This is a genomic window from Allostigmatella hybrida (assembly GCF_020103775.1).
Lineage (GTDB): Bacteria > Myxococcota > Myxococcia > Myxococcales > Myxococcaceae > Hyalangium > Hyalangium aurantiaca.
Genome location: NZ_JAHXBH010000006.1, coordinates 57047 through 76841 on the forward strand (window position 1 = coordinate 57047; position 19795 = coordinate 76841).

Consider the following 19795-nt stretch of genomic DNA (forward strand, 5'->3'; position numbering starts at 1 on the left):
CGCTGCATCCGTCGAGCAGGGTGACGGAGGGCCTCGTGACAGAGCCCCTCCTGCCCTGCTCGAAGTGTTTTCAGGGGGGGCCGCCGTCAAGTTTTCAAGTGCTACAGACCAGAAATTAGACGTAGCACCGAGACGACCGCACAGTCCGCCCCGTCCACGAAGTGCCGAGACGGAGGCGAGATGTCCGCGGAAGCCACTGCGCTGAAGCTTGTCGAGAAGTCCCTGAAGCAGAGCGAGTTCGCGAAGTCGGACGCGTACAAGCTGTACCAGGGCGACAGCGTGGCGCTGCTCAACCAGTTCCCCGAGCAGCAGTTCGATCTCGTCTTCGCGGATCCGCCGTACTTCCTGTCCAACGGCGGCTTCACCTGCAAGAGCGGCAAGCGCGCCTCGGTGGCCAAGGGGGCCTGGGACGTGTCGCGCGGGATTGAGGAGGACCACCGCTTCACCACCGAGTGGCTCAAGGCGTGCCAGCGCGTGCTCAAGCCCACCGGGACGCTGTGGGTGAGCGGCACCCAGCACGTCATCTTCAACGTCGGCTTCGCCATGCAGAAGCTCGGCTTCAAGCTGCTGAACACCGTCACCTGGTACAAGCCCAACGCCAGCCCGAACCTGTCGTGCCGCTACTTCACGCACTCGACGGAGCTGCTCATCTGGGCCTCGCCCAAGCCGGCCAAGACGCTCCAGCACACGTTCAACTACGCGCGGATGAAGAGCGAGAACGGCGGCAAGCAGATGCGCGACGTGTGGAACCTGCCGCGCACCGGCGAGGAGGAGCTGTCGGCGGATGGCTCCGGGCGGATGTGGACGCAGATTGCCCCGCGCCGCGAGGAGAAGGCCTTCGGCAGCCACCCCACGCAGAAGCCGGTGGCGCTGCTGGAGCGCATCATCGAGGCCAGCACCCCCGAGGACGCCACGGTGTTGGATCCCTTCAACGGCAGCGGCACCACGGGCGTGGCGGCGCTGAAGCTGGGCCGCCGCTACACGGGCATCGACCTGGACGCCAACTACCTGAGCCTGACGAAGAAGCGCCTGGACGCGGTGAAGCGCTGAGCGCCTCACCGGGGGCTTGAGCGTTACTTCGCCGGGAGCAGCTCCTCGCGGCGAAGGAGGAGCAGGGCGTTCTTGTTAGGCAGGATGCGCACCTGGAAGCGGCGCTGGAAGGTGTCCTCCGGGGTGAAGACGTTGCGGTCGCTCACCAGCAGCAGGGACGTGGGCACCACGTACCGCGGCGAGTTGTTGCCGTAGTAGTGCACCACCACGTGGTAGGGCCCCGGCGCCACCTTGCGGGCGTGGTACAGCTCGGGCCCCAGGCCATCGGTGATGTCCCAGAACAGGTGGCCTCCCAGGCGCGTGTCGCGGTGGGAGTAGAAGCAGCGCTCGCCGTTGGGCTCGATGACCCACAGGTCGATGTCCGTGCTGTCCGAGTTCCAGTGCGTGGTGAGCTGGTAGCCGATGGGCTGGAAATCCAGGCCCTCCCCGGGCTTCGCCTTGGGGTCTTCTTTCAAGGACTCCCGGCGCTCCTGGAGCAGGGCCGCCACGGACTGGGCGCCCGGCTGGCGCGCCAGCGCCGAGAGCATGCGGGCATAGTGGTAGGCGGCCACCGTCTTCACCTCGCGGGGGTGCCGGCCCCAGGTGCGCGCCAGGACGATTTCATAGTTGCGCGCGGCCTCCGCGTAGCGGCCCGCCGCATCCAGGGCGAGCGCCTCCTCGAGGAACGCCTGGCCCTCGAAGGGCCGCTGGAGCCGCACGTGCTCGAAGAGCTCCGCGGCCACCGGGTACTGGCCCAGGGCGAGCATGCCGTAGCCGACCAGGCGCAGGGCTTCCGCGTCCTTGGGCCGCAGCTCCACGGGAGAGGAGAGCGCGCGCACCGCGCCCCAGGTGTCCCCCGCGAACGCCCGCTTGCGCGAGACGGCCTCGTAGATGAGCACATCGTCCCGGTTCTCCTTGCGGGCCTTGCGGTAGTGCAGCTCCGCCTCCAGCCGCTCCTGCCCGCCGGCATAGGGCTCGTCCCGCAGGGGCTGGCTGCGCAAGAGGGGCGGCAGCGTCTTCTGGAGTCCGGTGAGCTGCTTCACCACGGCACGGCCCGTGTCCAGCACGCCGTCCAGGTCGATGCCCAGCAGCTTGTCCCGGCGCTGGTCCTCCTCGCGGCGCCGCAGGTCCTCCAGGTTCTCCAGGTCCACCTGCTCGTTGGCCACCGCGTAGCGCGTGTAGTCGCCCTCGGATTCGAGGATGAGCATGGAGGCGCGCGCATGGGCCAGCCGGTAGTGCTGGCTGAGGGCCACCACCATCCGGTCCAGGCGCTCATCGTCGAGCGCCACCAGCCGCGCCACGAACAGCTCTGCCCAGGCCCGGGGGGCGAACGTGCTGTTCTGCTCCCGGGGCAGCGGCACGCTCAGCACCTGCTCCTGCTCCCCAGAGCGGGTCACCACCTCCAGCGCCGCGGCGCCCTCGGAGGGGAGCCGCCCCGCCACCTGCAGCTCCTGGCCTGGGAAGACGAGTTGAGGCCGGCCCGCCACCACCAGGTCCTTCGCCTCCGCGCCCTTCACCCCCACGCGCGCGAGCACCACCGAGCCGGCCCGGTGCGCCCGGGCCGCCGCGGCCACCTCGGCGCCAGACAGCACCGTCACCGTCCGGCCACCGCTGGCGCGTGACAGCGCGTCGAACAGCTCCGTGTTGGCCGAGGCCTCACCGAAGCGGTAGCTCACCCAGCGCAGGCCCTCCACGCTGGGGTGGCGGGTCACCATGGCGTCCACCCGGCTCTGGCCCCAGGTGGCATTGCCGTCCGAGAGGAGGAAGGCCGTCACCCGCTCCTGGGACGGGGCGGGCCGGAGCCACTCGCGAGAGGCTTGATCCAGCTCCTCCAGGGCGCCGTCCACGTGCGAGGCCCCCTCCAGGAACAGGTGCTCCAGCTCGGCGAAGGTCTCCTGACGGTGCGCCGCATCGTTGGGGCGCCAGCCCGCGGCATGCAGCCACCGCGGGCGCACGTCGAAGAGGAGCACCGTGTACTCCTTCAGCGTCTCATCCTTCTCCAGCAGGGCACGCAGGGTCGCGGCCTGGAGCGCCCACGCATTGCCGTCCTCCGAGGACAGGGAGGTGTCCACCACCAGCACGGCGCGCCCGGTGGGGGGGCCTTCGGCTGCCGAAGTCAGCCGCGCGGGCAGCCGGACCCGCGCGTGGAAGGCCTGGCCGGGAAGGCCCGCGGCGTCCTTGCCCACCAGCACGTCCGCCTCCGCGTTCCGGGGCGCGAGCGCCACCGACAGCACCCCATCGCCTCGCAGCTCGGGGAAGTCATAGGCCTGCCAGGCGCCCAGCCGGCGCGGCGGGGTGTCCTGCGCGGGTTGGACACTCACCTCGCCCGCGTGGAGCGGATCCACATGGACCCGGGCGGACACCTTCAGGTCCCCGCCCGCGCCCGGGGGCAGCGGCCACGTGTAGCGCAGGCGCTGCCCATCGAAGAGCAGCGTCTGCTCGTAGGCGAGCACCACGCGCTTGAGGGACTTGGGCGGCAGCGGGAACACGCGGGCGCTGAAGGTGGACGCGCCCGCCCACTCCAGCAGCGCGGGGTCCACGTTGCGGCGCACCACCTCCTCGTAGACCTCCCGGGCCCGCTTCTGTTCGACGACGCGGGCCTCCTGCCGCTCGCCCCAGGAGCGCTTGGCCCCCGGCGGACTCGGGGGCGCGGAGGCCCCCAGGTCCTCGGCTTGGCCGGAGCCTTCCCCCAGGGGTGGCAGCAGGTCAGCGGATTGGAAGAACGAGGGTCCGTCCACCGCCACCGCGCCCGAGTACATGGCGAAGCCCGCCACCGTCGCCCCGCCGGGCAGCGGGTGGAAGAAGGTTCCCTCCAGCGTGCGGTTCGAGTCGTTCTCGAAGAGCGAATCCACCACCGTGCGCGCCCGGGAGCCCTGGATGTAGGTCACCACACGGATCGCCCGGGTCTTGAGCGGCTGGTACCGGCCGTCTAGACCGGTCACCAGCACCTTGGCGGCCCGGGGCGCCGCCTCCACCTTGGGCAGCACGGGGGTGGGGCCCCCCCCGCCCTTGGACTGCTGGGCCCTCTGGTCCTTGGCCTCCTCCTGGGACGGAATGCCCACACCGCCCGGGGCGCCCGAACCGCTGCCCTGCATGATCTGAATGGTCTCCCGCCGCGGTCCCTGCAGGAACGACCCGGGGGCGCCGTGCAGCGATTCCGCCTCTGCTCTGAGCGCGGGCTCCGGGGCAGGAGGCGGAGGAGGCGGGGACGGGGCGCCCTCGGAGACGGCGTCTTGCGGCGGGGCCCGGGAGGAGGTGGGCCGGGGGCTCGCCGCAGGGCGGGCGGGTGCCTCGGCGGCCTGCGCTGGCATGAGCTTCGCGAGCTCGGCCTCGGTGACTTCCTGTGGGTCCGCCACGGAGTCCCGCAGCTCGTCCAGCCGCACCTCCCCGGTGTCCGGGTGGCCCAGCACCGCGGCCGGGGCGGTGAGGCCCGCCTTCTCGAACGGCTCGGCGAGGGGACTCCGGGCGGGGGACGCCTTCGCGGGAGGGGCGGGAGGGGAAGGGGGACGCGGGGCCGTCTGGCGGTCGCATCCCGTCAGCAGAAGCCCCATCAGCAGCAGGGCGGTGAAAGGCTGGAGGCTCATGCCCGGGGACGATAGCCCATTGTCCCCGGGGCCTGCCGCCGGCTCACGCCCGGGCCAGAATGCTCTCCACACCCTGGCGGGCGATGGGGTGGTAGCGCTCCGCGTGCTTCTGGAAGATGTCCCGGGCCCGGCCCCGGTACTCGGGGGTGGAGGCCAGTACGCTGTAGAGCGGCTTGAGGTACTTCATGCGGCCCACCTCGCCCAGGAAGGCCTCGGTCCGGTCCAGCGCCGGGGCGTAGTGGCCCTTGAGCGCCGCCACGAGCCATGCCACCAGCACCTCCGAGTTGCGGCTCTGGGTGAAGTGGAAGCGCTCATCGAGCTGCTTCAGCACCTCGCGCGAGGTGTTCTGCGGCATCGACTCCAGGAAGAGCTGCCATTCGGTGGGCGTCCAGTCCTTCACGTCCTCCTGCGAGGGCACGCTGCCCTGGAGCCGCCGCAGCTCCTCCAGGCGGCGGGAGTGGGGCGCGGGGGCGTTCGCGGGAATGCCGGGCTGGTGCAGGTAGGCCTCCCCATTCACCTTCGCCAGGGCCCCGGGCAGCTCGCGCTCGGTGAAGGCGACGAAGTCCTCGGTGGTGAGCGCCTGGAAGCGGTGGGTGCTGATGTAGCGGCGCAGGTACGCATCGAAGGTCTCCCGGCCCACCGCGTCCTCCAGGGCGCGCAGCAGCAGGTAGCCCTTCTCGTAGGGCACCTGGGAGAACACCTCGTCCGGGTCCACGCCCGTCAGGTGAGTGCGCAGCACGGTGAGCTGCGGGTGGGCCCGGAAGTGCTCCAGCGCCGTGTCCAGCGAGCGCCGGCCCAGCGCCCCGTGAAGCGCGGCCACCTCGGAGCCCTCCAGCGCCTCGAGAATCCGCCGCTCGGCGAACACCGTGAAGCCCTCGTTGAGCCAGAAGTGCTCGGCGGAGGCATTGGTGATGAGGTTGCCCGTCCACGAGTGCGCCAGCTCGTGCGCCACCACGTTCACCAGGCTCTTGTCCCCCGCGAGCAGCGTGGGCGTGAGGAAGGTGAGGCGCGGGTTCTCCATGCCCCCGTACGGGAACGAGGGCGGCATGGTGAGCACATCGAAGCGCTCCCAGTCATACGGGCCGAAGAGCGACTCGGCCACGCGCAGCATGGCATCCACGTCCTCGAACTCGGCGGCCGCGTCCTCCAGCAGCTCCGGCTCGGCCCACACACGCGAGCGTGGCCCCAACTCCTTCGGCGCGAGGCTCCCCACCGCGAACGCCAGGAGATAGGGCGGAATGGGCTGGGGCATCTCGTAGTGCTCCACCGCCTCCACGCCGTGCTCCTCCCGGCTCAGGAAGCCCGCGGCCATCACCGCCTTGAGCGCCTTGGGGATGGTGAGCGAGGCCCGGTAGCGCACCCGGATGCGCGGCGTGTCCTGCAGCGGCACCACGGAGCGGGCATGGATGGCCTGGCACTGGCTGAAGAGGAACGGGTGCTGGCCGCCCGCCGTCTGCGAGGGCGTCAGCCACTGCAGGGCGCTCGCCTGGGGGGACGTCCGGTAGCGCACGGTGAACCGGCGCAGCCCCGGGGGCAGCTCCACGCGCAGCCGGCTGCCCAGGATGGGCTCTGGAGGTGAGAGCAGGTAGGGCAGGGGGCGGCCCTCGGCGTTCACCACCGCACGGATGTCGAGATCCCGGGTATCCAGGTCCAACGGGCCCGCGGAGGCCTCCTTGAGGGTGAGGGTCACCTCGGCGTGCAGGCGCCGGGTCCGGAAATCCACACGAGCCTTCCAATCCAGGGATTCGGTCTCGGGCTGGGTGTCTTCGTTGTACGAGTGGGGGTCGAGGCGGGCCATGTTCCCGGGGGTTGTAGTCCCAGGAACGAACCCTGGCGAGAGAGCCCGATTGACTTTTGGGTCAATCGCCGACATTTGTGCAGTCCCTCATCCCAGAAAGGGAGCCTTTTCCAAATGACGACGCGGATCCGCAAAGTGGCTGTGCTGGGCGCCGGAGTGATGGGCAGCGGCATCGCCGCCCACCTGGCAAACTCGGGCGTGCGCGCGCTGCTGCTGGACATCGTCCCCCCCAAGGCGGGCCCCGGCGAGGACACCTCCTCCAAGGCCTTCCGCAACAAGTTCGTGCTGGGCGCGCTGGCGAACCTGCGCAAGCAGAAGCCCAGCCCCATCGTCTCCGAGCAGGTGTTCGCCTCGCTGGAAGTGGGCAACCTGGAGGACGACATCGCCCGCATCGCCGAGTGCGACTGGGTGATTGAGGTGGTGAAGGAGGACCTGGCCGTCAAGCAGGCGCTCTTCGAGAAGGTGGAGAAGCACCTGCGCAAGGACGCCATCGTCAGCTCCAACACCTCGGGCCTGTCCATCGCGGGCATGCTCCAGGGCCGCGGCGCGGACTTCCGCAAGCGCTTCCTGGTGACGCACTTCTTCAACCCCGTGCGCTACATGAAGCTGCTGGAGCTGGTGGCGGGCCCGGAGACGGACGCGGAGGTGGTGAAGGCGATCCACACCTTCGGCGAGGGCGTGCTCGGCAAGGGCATCGTCTACGGCAAGGACACCACCAACTTCATCGCCAACCGCATCGGCGTGTACGGGATGATGCGCACCATCGCCGAGATGCAGAAGGCGGAGCTGACGGTGGAGGAGGTGGACAAGATTTTTGGCCCCGCCATGGGCCGCCCCAAGTCCGCCGTGTTCCGCACCGCGGACATCGTCGGCCTGGACACCTTCACCCACGTGGCGAAGAACTGCTTCGACACGCTCACCCAGGATGAGGAGCGCCAGACGTTCGCCGCCCCCGACTTCCTCCAGAAGATGGTGGAGAAGGGGATGCTGGGCGACAAGAGCGGCTCGGGCTTCTACAAGAAGGGCAAGGGCGGCGGCGGGGACAAGGAAATCCTCGCGCTGGACCTGAAGACGCTCGACTACCGGCCGCAGAACAAGGTGCGCTACGAGTCGCTGGGCGCCGCCCGGGACGTGGAGGACGTGCGCGAGCGCGTGGCCACGGTGATGAAGGGCCAGGACAAGGCCGCCAAGTTCGCCGAGCGCGTCACCCTGGACGTGCTGGCGTACTCCAGCCGCCGGATTCCGGAGATAGCCGACGACATCGTCAACATCGACCGCGGCATGCGCTGGGGCTTCGGCTGGGACGTGGGCCCCTTCGAGACGTGGGACGCGTACGGCGTGAAGGCGGGCGTGGAGCGGATGAAGGAGCTGGGGCTCAAGCCGGCCGCTTGGGTGGAGCAGATGCTCGCCTCGGGGCGTGAGTCCTTCTACGGCGTGCAGGACGGCCGCGACACCTACTGGGACATCGCCAGCAAGTCCGTGAAGCCGGTGCCCGAGAGCGCGCGCATCGCGAAGGTGGAGTACCTCAAGCGCGGCAACAAGAAGATCGACAGCAACGGCAGCGCCACCCTGTGGGACATGGGCGATGGCGTCACGCTGCTGGAGTTCCACTCCAAGATGAACTCCATCGACGATGACATCATCGCGATGGTGGGCACGGCGCTGGACGAGACCGAGAAGAACCACCTGGGCCTGGTGGTGGGCAACGACGGGGCGAACTTCTCGGCGGGCGCCAACATCTTCGGGCTTCTGTGGGCGGCGCGGAACGGCGAGTTCGACACGCTGCGGAAGATGGTGGGGGCCTTCCAGGCGGCCAACCAGCGCATGCGCTACAGCCCGGTGCCGGTGGTGACGGCGCCTTTCAACCTGACCCTGGGCGGCGGCGCCGAGATGGCCATGGGTGGCAACGCCATCCAGGCGGCGGCGGAGCTGTACATGGGCCTGGTGGAGGTGGGCGTGGGTCTCATCCCCGGCGGCGGCGGCACGATGCAGCTGTTGCGCAACGTGTACGGCGCGTACTCGGCGGACAAGGACTTCGATCCGTTCCCCTTCATCAAGAAGGTGTTCCTGGCGGTGGGCATGGCGAAGGTGGCCACCAGCGCCGAGGAGGCGCGAGAGCTGGGCTTCCTGAGCGCCAACGACGGCATCAGCGCCAACCGGGACTTCCAGCTGCACGACGCCAAGCAGCGGGTGCTGGGCATGGCGAAGGCGGGCTTCCGGGCGCCGCGCCCCAGCCGGTTCCGGCTGCCGGGGCCCAGCGGCTTCGCCACCATCGACATGCTGCTGTACGACATGGCGCTCAACAATCAGATCTCCGCGCACGACCGGAAGATCGCCCAGAAGCTGGCGCGGGTGCTCACGGGCGGCGACACGAGCCCGTCGGTGCTGCTGACCGAGGAGCGGCTGCTGGAGCTGGAGCTGGAGGCCTTCCTGAGCCTGTGCGGCGAGGAGAAGACCCAGGACCGGCTGCAGTTCATGCTGGAGAAGGGCAAGCCGCTGCGGAACTAGCGCGTGGCTTGTATCCATTGTCCCCAGTCAGTTTGAGACACAGACCTTCGAGTGCCCGGACGCTGTCCGGGCAAGGAGACGGAAGATGGCCAGTCGAGTCGTGATTGCCAGCGCGGTGCGCACGCCGTTCACCCGCGCGAACAAGGGAGAGTTCAAGGACACCCGGCCGGATACGCTCGCGGCCCATGTCATCAAGGAGGCCGTGGCGCGGGTGCCGGGCCTGAAGCCCGCGGATGTGGAGGACGTCATCCTGGGCTGTGCCATGCCGGAGGCCGAGCAGGGCATGAACGTGGCGCGGCAGGCGGCGCTGCTGGGCGGGCTGCCGGACACGGTGCCGGCGATGACCATCAACCGCTTCTGCTCGTCGGGCACGCAGTCCATCGCCCAGGCGGCGCAGGCCATCCAGGCGGGCATGATTCAGGTGGCGGTCGCCGGCGGCACCGAGTCGATGTCCATGGTGCCCATGGGCGGCAACAAGGTGAGCGCCAACCCGGAGATCATGGAGAAGTACCCCGAGGTGTACACCTCCATGGGCGTGACGGCGGAGAACATCGCCAGCCGCTACAGCGTGAGCCGGGAGGACGCGGACAAGTTCGCCGCCGAGTCCCAGCGCCGCGCGGCCACCGCGCGCGAGCAGGGGAAGTTCAAGGAAGAGATTCTTCCCATCACCACCACCTACTTCGACGAGGACGGCACGGCGAAGCAGGTGACGGTGTCGGTGGACACCATCCTTCGCCCGGAGACGACGGCGGAGGGGCTGGCGAAGCTGCGGCCTGCCTTCAACGCCAAGGGCGTGGTGACGGCGGGCAACGCCTCGCCGCTGACGGACGGCGCGGCGGCCGCGGTGGTGATGAGCGAGGAGAAGGCGAAGGAGCTGGGCGTGAAGCCGCTGGGCTACTTCGTGGATTTCCAGGTGGCGGGCGTGCCGCCGGACGTGATGGGCATTGGCCCCATCCCGGCGGTGAAGAAGCTGCTGGCGCGCAACAAGCTCAAGGTGGAGGACATCGACGTCTTCGAGCTGAACGAGGCGTTCGCGGCGCAGGCGCTGCACTGCCTGCGTGAGCTGGGAATCCCCCTGGAGAAGGCGAACCCGAACGGGGGCGCCATCGCCTTGGGCCACCCGCTGGGCGTGTCCGGTGCGCGCATGGTGGGCACCATTCTGTACGAGCTGAAGCGCCGCAACGGCCGCTACGGCATCGTCACCATGTGCATCGGTGGCGGCATGGGCGCTGCGGCGCTCATCGAGCTGGCGAAGTAATTCCCGAAGTCAGGCAAGATTGAGAAAGGGGAGGTTGCCCGCGTGGCAGCCTCCCCTTTTTCATTTCGTTAGCGTCTCTTGCTACCAACCACAGTTGGCGGGAGGGGCTGGCGCGGCTGCTCCAAGGGCAACAGCGGTTCCGAAGGAGAAAGCCGCGGATGGGTTGGAGCTGTCAAACAGACAGGTTAGCTGATAGCTGCTCACATAGGGCGATTGCGCTTGTCCATAAGCCCTACAGGCTGCGGATGTCCAACTGGCGGGGGCTGGCACGGAGACAATCGAGGATGCGCCGTTGGGCATCATAAAAACCACCGTGCATATTTTTTGGCTTCCTGATGACTGCAACGGAGCCATCCCACCGTTCATCTGGACTTCTTCCGGCTGTGGTCCGCCGAGAAAGGACAGAAGCGCAAGCGGCATCCATTTCAGGCTTTCCAGACTCATAAGGTTCTCCCTGGCTGTCAATTTTTATGCATTATTCCGGTTGATCATGAAAAAAGCAAGCCCTATGGCGCCGTGTCCGGACACGCTGTTTCACGCAGGGAGGGCGTCGGCTGATGGCATTTCATGGAAGCTTGTTGATGATGTTGTAATACCCGTTGCTCACCGGGTTGATGTGCCACTTCTGGCAATCATTGTTCAGCCAGTCGTACTGCTGAATCTGTACGACGGCTCCGTGGAGCATCCGGGCACATCGAGGGCCCGGCCCGTGCTGTGCGCACGGTGATGCGGAAGGAACCATCGCCGTTGGCCGTGACCTGGAACCGCTGGCAATCGCCGCCCCACCACGGGAACTGCTCGATCTTGGCACCATTGGCCGCCGAGCAGCCCGCGACGTCCATGGCCTGTCCGCTGGCCTGGTTGAAGATGGCGTAGATGTCGTTGCGGAGGGAGGGCTGGCCCAGGAAGTAGAAGCGCCATTGCTGCGTGGCGTCCTGCTGCCAGCCCAACTGGATGATCTCCGTCCGCCAACTCCAAGATGCTGCCGGTGGTGCTGCGGGGGCACCAGCCGGTACACGCCGTTGGCGATGGGCGAAGCGGAATACAGCGCCACTTCCCCCAAAGGCGCGGGCGTCTCTCTCCGTTTTTCGGAGGCACGCCGAAGAGGGGCGTGCCGTCACCGTTCCAGTGGAGCTTCTTCACGAAGGACGCGGGCGGAAAGCCCGCGTCCTGAGCTCAACTGCCGGAACGGCTACGGCGCGAGGATTCTCACCGACGTCATCTTGTCATTGGCGTCGGCCGGGACCAGCGCCGTGTCCGCCGTGAACGTCCACACCGTGCCGGTGAAGTCGTTGTGCTCGTAGACCTGGACCGTCCAACCCGCGGGGACGCGGAGCGAGCTCATCCAGTCGTTGGGGATGCCCGCCGCGTTGAGCTGCGCCATCGTGTAGCTGCCAGGGTTCAGCGAGACGCCGAGGCCGCCGTACCCTCCGTCCGCGTAGAAGATGGCTCCGGGTGCCTGGGTGGCGTTCACGTTGTCGAACGCGGCCGCGCTGTCGTGGGCCCGGAGGCCCACCGCGCCGGAGGCGTACGTGGCATCCGTGGCCGCGAGGAGCGGGGTGGCCGACCGGTTCAGGTACACCGAGATGCGGCTGCCGCTGGCCACGACCTTGAGGTTGTAGGTGACGTTCGCGTCGATGACTGCAGGAGCGCTCGCCAGCTCCGTCCAACTGCCTGCGTTGGCCCGGCCCAGCACCACCCGGTCACTGCCCGCCGCGATGCCCGCGTAGTAGCCCTTGTATGCGTCGAGCCCCGCGCCAGGGCTGCTCGTCCGGAAGAGCAACCCCGCGTCGCCGGAGGCGCCCGGCGTGACGTCGGCCTCGAGGGTCAGCGCGGAGAAGTGGGTGTTCAGCAGGGCCTTGGCGTCGGGCTGATGCTGATTGACGTACCGGCCGTTGGACACGCTCCACGTGGCGCCGTAGGTGCTCCAGCCCAGCGCGTTGCCGTCACAGAAGTTGTCCCGGGTGGCCATCTCCACGGGTTTGATCGTCCCGTCGCTGTTGAAATACATGCGATCGTAGGCGAGCACGCGGTGGTTGCCGTCCGTCTCTCCCAGCGGGCGGCGGTGATAGAAGATGTACCAGTCATCCGTGCCCGGAACGTTGACCACCGAGTTGTGGCCCGAGCCGGTGGCGATGGCCGCGTTCTGGCTGAGAATCGTTCCCAGCTTGGGGAAGGGCCCCAGCGGCGAGTTGGCGATGGCGTACGACACGCGGTAGTCCGGCCCCGTCCAGCCGCCCTCGGACCACATCAGGTAGTACTTCCCATTGCGCTTGAACATCAGCGCGCCCTCAACGTAGCCCGAGGGGGTGATCTCCCGGAAGGACGAGCTGTCCAGGCTGATCATGTCGCTGTTGATCTTGACGACGTTGCAGTGGCTGTGGCCGCCGTAATACAGGTAGGCCTGTCCGTCGTCGTCGATGAAGATGTTCTGGTCAATCGGCTGCGCGCCGTTGATGAACGTGCTGATGAGCGGGCGGCCAATCGCATCGACGTAGGGCCCAGCGGGGTGGCTGGCCTTTGCGACGCCAATGCCTCCCAATTGGGAGTTGTTCTGGATGTCGTTGGCCCCGAAGTAGAGATAGTAGGTGTTGTTGCGGAAGATGGGAGAGGGGGCCCAGACCGCCCGCTTGGCCCAGGACACGTTCGCCTTGTCCAGCACCTTGGAGTGCTTCGTCCAGTTGATGAGGTCCGGGGACGAGAAGGCATCCAGGTAGGTCTGCGAGTCATAAGGCGCGGAGTAGGTGGGATAGACCCAGTACACGCCATTGTAGACCTTGATGTCGGGATCGGCATACCAGCCGCTCGCGAAGGGATTGCCCGAGCTGGCGGGCGTACATTCTCCCGCGAGGGGGGCGCCTTCCATCGCCGTGCTCTCGCCCGTGGCCGGGGCGGACGCCGCGCCTTCGCCGCAGTGAACCGTGGCGGTGAGGAACAGGGGAGCCAATGCGAGACGGCTCAGCCGTGCCCGCTGCCACACTACACTTCCGTCAATGCGTGTCCGTTTCATGGGCCGCATCCTGCGTCGAACGGCCCAAGGCTCACAAGGGAAATTCCAGCTAATCCTGTTTTGATGGTTCGCTCAACGGTGTGCTGAGGCGCACCTTCAATCCAGGCTGGGTGTTATCAAGTGTGACCGCGAGGCCATGAAGGCCCGCGATGGCCGACACCAGGCTCATGCCAAGCCCACTGCCGGGGCCCGAACGGCTTGCATCCAGGCGGTAGAAGGGTTTGAAAACGTTTGCATGCTCTGACTTCGGGATGCCGGGGCCCGTATCCGACACGGAGGCGGTGAACCCTCCGTCCGGGCCTGCTTCCAGCGCCAGGTGAATCCGGCTGCCCCGGCCGCTGTGACGCAGGGCGTTCTCCACCAGGTTGGCGAAGAGCTGGGTGAGCAGGTTGCGGTCGCCCTGCAGGCAGAGGAGGGGAGCGATGTCTGCCGTCAGGTGCTGGCCGTTGTCCTCGGCGACCGGCCGGTAGGCGTCCACGAGGGTCTCCAGCACGCTGGAGAGGCAGAGGCGTTCGAAGCCCGCCTTGCGTGAGCCAGACTCCACCTCGGCGATGCGCAGCAGGGCCGCGAATGTGTCGAGAATGGCGTCGAGCTGCTGCAGGGCCTCGTCCAGCAGCGCGTCCTTCTTCGGCTCGCCAGGCCCGGCCCCCTCGCGCAAGGCCTCCAGCGTCTGCCGCAGGTGCCCCAGCGGGGTCCGCAGATCGTGGGCGATGCTCGTGCTCACCTGCTGCACGTTCTCCAGGAGCTGCTGGATGCGGTCCAGCATGCGGTTGATGACCGCGGCGAGCTGGTCCAGGTCATCCCCGGTTCCCCGCGAGGGGAGGCGCTCCTTCACGTCTCCCTGGCCGATCCGGTCCGCTACCCGGGTGATGGCATCGACCTGGGAGAGGAAGCGCTGGCCGATCCACAGGCCGCCCAGGGCCCCGGCCATCAAGGTGAAGAGGAAGGCCCAGCCGAAGGTCCGGAAGATGGCCCGCTCGGCATCCTGGAGCCGGTCCAGATCGGCCGCCACCGCCAGCTTGTAGCCCCCATCGAGCGTGAGGGCGCGGAGCAGCACCGGGTTGTCCGCGTCCTGCTCCGGAACGTTCACGCGGTACCAGCCGTCGGGGGCGGGGATGGCGGGCAGCGGGTCGAACACCACGCGCCCCTCGGGGCTCTGCATGTAGTAGTGCAGCCTCCGGGCGGGGTTGGCCTCGATGCGCTCGTGGATGTCGTGCCGGAGCTCCTCCAGGCCATCGTCGCGGTAGTCCACCAGGAGCTGGCCCACCTCGGCCTCGATCTGGCCTCGCAGTTGCTGCTCGAGCGATGAGCGGACCCCAAAGAAGACAATCACGCCGAGCAGAAAGACGGACAGGCTGAAGACGGCGGCGTAGCTCAGCGCGAGGCGGAAGTTCGCCGTCCGCAGGACCCTAGGGCGCCACATCGGCCTTGTATCCCACCCCGCGCAGCGTGTGGATCAGCTCCGGGGTGAACCCCCGGTCCACCTTGGCGCGCAAGCGGCTGATGTGCGTCTCGACGATGTTCGTCTTCGGATCGAAGTGAAACCCCCACACGTGCTCCAGCAGCATCGTCCGCGTGACGGCCCGTCCGGCATGGCGCAGCAGGTACTCCAGCAGCCGGAACTCCGTGGGCTGCAGCTCGATGGCCTTGCCGGCGCGCGTCACCGTGCGCTTGATGAGGTCCATCTCCAGGCCGCCCAGTGTGAAGACCGTCTGCACGTCCTGGAGCGGCGGCCGGCGGCCCAGCGAGCAGACGCGGGCGTAGAATTCGGAGAAGGCGAAGGGCTTCACCAGGTAGTCGTCCCCGCCCGACTCCAGTCCCTTCACCCGGTCGTCGATGCTGCCCATGGCGGTGAGAAACAACGTGGGCGTCCGGACGTGGCCCTCGCGCAGCATCCGCAGCACGGTCAGCCCATCGAGCCTGGGCAACATCCGGTCGATGACGAGCACGTCGTAGGTGCCGCTGGTCGCCATCAGCAGCCCTTCCTGGCCATCCCGGGCATGGTCGACGCTCTGCCCGAGCTCGGTCAGGCCCCGGCGGATGTATTCCGCCGTCTGCGCGTCATCCTCGATGAGCAAAATGCGCAAGCACGTCCTCCCAGGCAATGGCCGAGGGGGCGGGCAGGGCCGCTCCCCTCAGGAATCCGGCACCGCCGGGGCTCAGTCCTTCCGGTCCTCGCGAGCGCGCAGCACCTTGCCCTCCACGCCGTCGACCCAGACTTCGTAGACGCGGTTGTCCTTCACGACGCTGACCTCGTAGACGGGCGTGAAGCTGTCATCGTCGATGGAGGCCTCGAAGGCCTGTCCTCCCTGATGCTGCTGCGCCAGCTCGATGGCCTGCTGCAGGGTGATCTTCGTCTGGGCCAGCATCTTGATTTCGTCCGCATCCTTCGCCAGCGCGGTTCCCGCCACCATCCCCCCGAGGATCGCCGCCGTGGCCAAGGCATCTTTCAGTCGAAACATGGATCTCTCCAAGAAGCGTCCGGGCGCCATGCCGGGACAGCTTTCATCATGCACACCGGGGATTGCTGGGGTTTTTCGGGAACTATACGGTTTGGTAATGTTGGGCCCTTCGCGGGGAAGATCTCCGGAGCCGCCCGTTGGGTTGCCGGGAGCCGTCGCAGGCATTTCCTGCCCACCCTGGAGCCTTCCATCCCCATGCGCATTGGTCCTTTGCTGCTCTGTGTCTGCATCAGCCCCGTGGCGGCGGGGGCCCCTTTCCAGGCCTCGAGCCGGGTGGGGAAGGCCTTGGGGGACCCGGTGCGCGTGCGCACCGAGGGTGGCACCGTGGACGGGCGGCTGCTGGAGATAGGGACCGAGTCCCTCACGCTCGATGTGGGGGCGTCCAGCTTGCTTCTGGAGCCGCTCCCGCTGTCCGGGGTTCAGGAGCTCTCCGTCCGAGGGCGCCATGCGGGGACCGGCGCGGCGATTGGGGCCACGGCCGGCGCCCTCGCCGGCGCCTTCCTGGGCATGTTCTTCTGCCTGTTCGGGGAATACTCCACCGTGGACTCGTGCGCCCCCGCGAGCCTCCTGAGCGCCCTGGGTGGAGGGGCCGCGGGGGGCGGCATCGGGGCGTTCATCGGGAGCCTCATCTTCAGCTGGGACCGGGTGTATGACCGGACCTTGGATGGACCGCTCGTGCTTGCTCCGGAGCGGGCCTCGCAGGAGATCTGGGCGCGTTCCGCCGGCAGGCGGTCCTGGCCTGCGGCCGGGCAGTTCGGTTTCTTCTGGTCCAATGCCTTGCTGTTCAGCTCCGAGGACTACCACTCGGAGCGCTCGGATTCCTTCGGCATGGGCGCCCGCCTCAATGGGCTCGCGCGGATCGGTCCGTACCTCGCGGTGGGCCCGGAGGTCACCCTTCACCGCTTGTTCGGCTCGGACGAGCAGGTGCCGGACCGGTTCGTCGTCTCGCTTGGAGCGTTGGTTCGTGCCGCGCCCCGGCCCTCCCTCCTCACGCCCTCCCTCATGGTGGGGGTCGCGGGCCACTCCGTGCAGACCGTGTCCTATTCCGTGGGGGCAGGCCTGGACTTGAGGGTGGCCCACGGCACCGCGCTCGCGCTCGAACTGCATTGGCACCGGACCCTCGCGGGGCACGATGTGGACCAGCAGCTCAACCTCGGCCTGGGCCTCCGTTCCTTTTAGAGGTGGGTCAAATATTACACCGCCCGGCAGTACTCACTTCCGGTCTGCCGGGTTGACCCGAAAAATTGGGTTCTTCCATCTAACAAGGCTTTCCCGAGGGGAGTCTTGATGCGCCAGCACGGTGGAACCCAGAGGCCCGGTGAGAAGTGGTTCGCAGGCGGAGTGCTCGTGGCGCTGCTGCTGAGCCTCCTGCCGTGGCAGGCGTTGGCGGCGGATCGCGGGGCCTGGGCGGCGTATGTGAACTATGGGGCCGGTGACAGCGTGACGTACGGCGGCAAGGGGTATGACTGCCGCCAGCCCCACCAATCCCTGCCGGGCTGGGAGCCGCCCAACGTGCCGGCCCTGTGGCTGGAGAAGACGGGCTCCGTGGATGTGCAGGCGCCCACCGCCCCCACCGGCCTGGCGGCCCCGGGCAAGACGGCCAACAGCGTCTCCCTCACCTGGAATGCCTCCACGGACAACGTGGGGGTGACGGGCTACGAGGTGTTCGCCAACGGCGGGGCCAACGCGGTGGCCACCACCTCGGGCGCCACGAGCGTGACGGTGTCCGGCCTCTCGCCCAACATGACCTATACCTTCACGGTGAAGGCGCGGGATGCGGCCGGCAACCGCTCCGCGGCCAGCTCCGCCTTCAGCGTGACGACGAATCCGCCCAGCACGGACACCCAGGCGCCGACGGTTCCCGCGAGCCTGCGCTCGACGGGCACCACCAGCACCAGCGTGTCGCTGGCGTGGAATGGCTCCACGGACAACGTGGCGGTGACGGGCTACGAGGTGTTCACCAACGGCGGGGCCAACGCGGCGGCCACCACCTCGGGCGCCACGAGCGTGACGGTGTCCGGGCTGTCGGCCAACACGTCGTATTCCTTCACGGTGAAGGCACGGGACGCTGCTGGCAACCGCTCCGCCGCGAGCACCGCGCTGAGCGTCAAGACCCAGACCGCCCCCGTGGGCGATGTGCCGAGCAAGATCCTCGTGGGCTACTGGCACAACTTCGACAACGGCTCGGGCTTCATCCGCCTGCGCAACGTGTCGCCCAAGTGGGATGTCATCAACGTCTCCTTCGCCGAGCCCACCAGTGGCGCCACCGGCGGGACGATTGGCTTCACGCCGTACAACTCCAGCGAGGCGGACTTCAAGGCGGACGTGGCCTACCTGCAGAGCCAGGGCAAGAAGGTCATCATCTCCATCGGCGGCGCCAACGGGCAGGTCCGGCTGGAGACGGCCACGGCCCGTACCAACTTCGTGAACTCGATGGGCGCCATCATCGAGAAGTATGGCTTTGACGGCATGGACATCGACTTCGAGGGCCACTCGCTGTCGCTCGATGCCGGCGATGCGGACTTCAAGAACCCGCGCACGCCCGTCGTCACGAACCTCATCTCCGCCATCCGCGCCCTGCGGGATCGCTTCGGCGCGAAGTTCCTGCTCACCATGGCGCCCGAGACGTTCTTCGTTCAGTTGGGCTACGCCTTCTACGGCGGCAGCTGCATCTCCTGCGACAACCGGGCCGGGGCCTACCTGCCGGTCATCTACGCGGTGCGCGACATCCTGAGCTGGCTGCAGGTGCAGGACTACAACTCCGGCCCCATCATCGGCCTGGATGACCAGTACCACACCATGGGCAACGCGGACTTCCACGTGGCCATGACGGACATGCTGCTGGCTGGCTTCCCCGTGGGAAAGAACCCTAACAACGTCTTCCCCGCGCTGCGGCCGGATCAGGTGGCCATCGGGCTGCCGGCCAACAACAACGCGGGCGGCGGCTACACCCCGCCCGCCGAGGTGCAGAAGGCGGTGAACGCCCTGGTGAAGGGGATTCCCGTGGGCAGCTACACGCTGCGCAGCAACGCGGCGAACAACAAGGGCTTCCGGGGGCTGATGTCGTGGTCGGTGAACTGGGACGCGTTCGCCAACTATGAGTTCACCAACAGCCACCGGCCGTACCTGGACTCCCTGAAGTAGAAGCCGGGTAGGGTGGGGACAGGAGCGCCATGCCGAGCCTGTCCCGCCTTCGTCCGGATCCGTTTACCCTGACGCTGGTGGCCACCGTGGGGGTGGCCACCGTGCTGCCCTGCCGGGGCAGGGCCGTGCCCGTCTTCAACGCCGTCACCCACGCGGCCATCGCGCTGCTCTTCTTCCTGCACGGCGCGCGGCTCTCGCGCAGCGCCATCCTCGCGGGCCTCACGCACTGGCGGCTTCACCTCACGGTGCTGGCCTCCACCTTCGTGCTCTTTCCCCTCCTGGGGCTGGGGCTGCAAGGTGCGCTCTCCGGGTGGATGGCGCCCGGGCTGCTGCAGGGCTTCCTGTTCCTGTGCCTGCTGCCCTCGACGGTCCAGTCCTCCATCGCCTTCACGTCGATGGCGGGCGGCAACGTGGTGGCGGCCATCTGCGGCGCGTCCCTGTCGAACCTGCTGGGCGTGGTGGTGACGCCCGTGCTCGTGGGCTTGCTCATGCACCTGCAGGGCGGGGGCATCCCGGGGCAGGCCGTCGGCTCCATCTTCGTGCAGCTGTTCGTGCCGTTCGTGGCCGGGCACCTCTTGCGCCCCGTGATTGGCGCCTGGGTCGAGCGCCAGCGCAAGCTGCTGAGCCTCGTGGACCGGGGCTCCATCCTGCTGGTGGTCTACACCGCCTTCAGTGAGGCGGTGGTCAACGGGCTCTGGCAGCAGCTGGGACTGCGGGACGTGGTGCTGCTCGGGGCAATTGCCTCCGCCCTGCTGGCGGCGATTCTGGGGCTCACTACGCTGGCCAGCCGCGCGCTGGGCTTCGCGCGAGAGGATGAAATCACCATCGTCTTCTGCGGCTCGAAGAAGAGCCTGGCCAGCGGGGTGCCCATGGCGAGCGTGCTGTTTCCAGCCTCGGCCGTGGGCGCCATCGTGCTGCCGCTGATGTTGTTCCACCAGATTCAGCTGATGGTCTGCGCGGTGCTCGCGCGCCGGTATGCGGAGCGCAGCGCCCGGACCTGAG

At 68.1% G+C, this 19795-nt stretch carries 14 protein-coding genes; 6 read left to right on the forward strand and 8 right to left on the reverse strand.

Annotation, left to right across the window (positions count from 1 at the left end):
• Positions 1–180 precede the first annotated feature (180 nt).
• On the forward strand, positions 181–1050 hold the full coding sequence (locus KY661_RS12790) for a DNA-methyltransferase (protein ID WP_075007244.1): 870 nt from the start codon (positions 181–183) through the stop codon (positions 1048–1050).
• Positions 1051–1073: 23 nt separating this feature from the next.
• On the opposite strand, the gene KY661_RS12795 is transcribed toward KY661_RS12790, so the two are convergent.
• Together KY661_RS12795 and KY661_RS12800 are read right to left on the reverse strand one after the other, a co-directional pair.
• Entirely contained in the window at positions 1074–4613 is a 3540-nt protein-coding gene (locus KY661_RS12795; protein ID WP_225410479.1) for a VIT domain-containing protein, read from the reverse strand.
• A gap of 43 nt (positions 4614–4656) precedes the next feature.
• On the reverse strand, positions 4657–6411 hold the full coding sequence (locus KY661_RS12800) for a M1 family metallopeptidase (protein WP_225410480.1): 1755 nt from the start codon (positions 6409–6411) through the stop codon (positions 4657–4659).
• A gap of 114 nt (positions 6412–6525) precedes the next feature.
• On the opposite strand from KY661_RS12800, the gene KY661_RS12805 reads away from it, so the two are divergent.
• Entirely contained in the window at positions 6526–8919 is a 2394-nt protein-coding gene (locus KY661_RS12805; RefSeq protein ID WP_225410481.1) for a 3-hydroxyacyl-CoA dehydrogenase NAD-binding domain-containing protein, read from the forward strand.
• An 85-nt stretch (positions 8920–9004) separates the two neighbouring features.
• Positions 9005–10177, forward strand: a complete 1173-nt coding sequence (locus KY661_RS12810) for a thiolase family protein (protein WP_225410482.1) — start codon at positions 9005–9007, stop codon at positions 10175–10177.
• 565 nt (positions 10178–10742) lie between these two features.
• Here the strand turns inward: KY661_RS12810 and KY661_RS37705 are convergent.
• The 6 genes from KY661_RS37705 to KY661_RS12835 form a co-directional block, all read right to left on the reverse strand.
• Positions 10743–10862 (reverse strand): RICIN domain-containing protein, encoded by a 120-nt coding sequence (locus KY661_RS37705; RefSeq protein WP_398577178.1) that lies wholly within the window; start codon positions 10860–10862, stop codon positions 10743–10745.
• Positions 10810–11127, reverse strand: a complete 318-nt coding sequence (locus KY661_RS12815; RefSeq protein ID WP_225410483.1) for an RICIN domain-containing protein — start codon at positions 11125–11127, stop codon at positions 10810–10812. The genes KY661_RS37705 and KY661_RS12815 overlap by 53 nt, the downstream gene beginning before the upstream one ends.
• Positions 11128–11369: 242 nt before the next feature.
• Positions 11370–13187 carry a family 43 glycosylhydrolase gene (locus KY661_RS12820; protein ID WP_225410484.1) on the reverse strand — a complete coding sequence of 606 codons (1818 nt, stop codon included), beginning with the start codon at positions 13185–13187 and terminating at the stop codon, positions 11370–11372.
• A 49-nt stretch (positions 13188–13236) separates the two neighbouring features.
• Positions 13237–14610, reverse strand: coding sequence for a sensor histidine kinase (locus KY661_RS12825; protein ID WP_225410485.1), 1374 nt, complete (start codon positions 14608–14610; stop codon positions 13237–13239).
• Complete coding sequence (locus KY661_RS12830; RefSeq protein WP_225410486.1) at positions 14597–15274, reverse strand: winged helix-turn-helix domain-containing protein; 678 nt, start codon at positions 15272–15274, stop codon at positions 14597–14599. The genes KY661_RS12825 and KY661_RS12830 overlap by 14 nt, the downstream gene beginning before the upstream one ends.
• Positions 15275–15346: 72 nt before the next feature.
• Complete coding sequence (locus tag KY661_RS12835) at positions 15347–15649, reverse strand: PepSY domain-containing protein (protein ID WP_225410487.1); 303 nt, start codon at positions 15647–15649, stop codon at positions 15347–15349.
• Between the two features lie 195 nt (positions 15650–15844).
• Here KY661_RS12835 and KY661_RS12840 point away from each other — a divergent pair, with 195 nt between their 5' ends.
• From KY661_RS12840 to KY661_RS12850, 3 genes are all read left to right on the forward strand, one after another.
• Entirely contained in the window at positions 15845–16828 is a 984-nt protein-coding gene (locus KY661_RS12840) for a hypothetical protein (protein WP_225410488.1), read from the forward strand.
• Positions 16829–16936: 108 nt separating this feature from the next.
• Positions 16937–18793 (forward strand): fibronectin type III domain-containing protein, encoded by a 1857-nt coding sequence (locus KY661_RS12845; protein WP_225410489.1) that lies wholly within the window; start codon positions 16937–16939, stop codon positions 18791–18793.
• A 29-nt stretch (positions 18794–18822) separates the two neighbouring features.
• Positions 18823–19794, forward strand: a complete 972-nt coding sequence (locus KY661_RS12850) for a bile acid:sodium symporter family protein (RefSeq protein ID WP_225410490.1) — start codon at positions 18823–18825, stop codon at positions 19792–19794.
• Position 19795 lies beyond the last annotated feature (1 nt).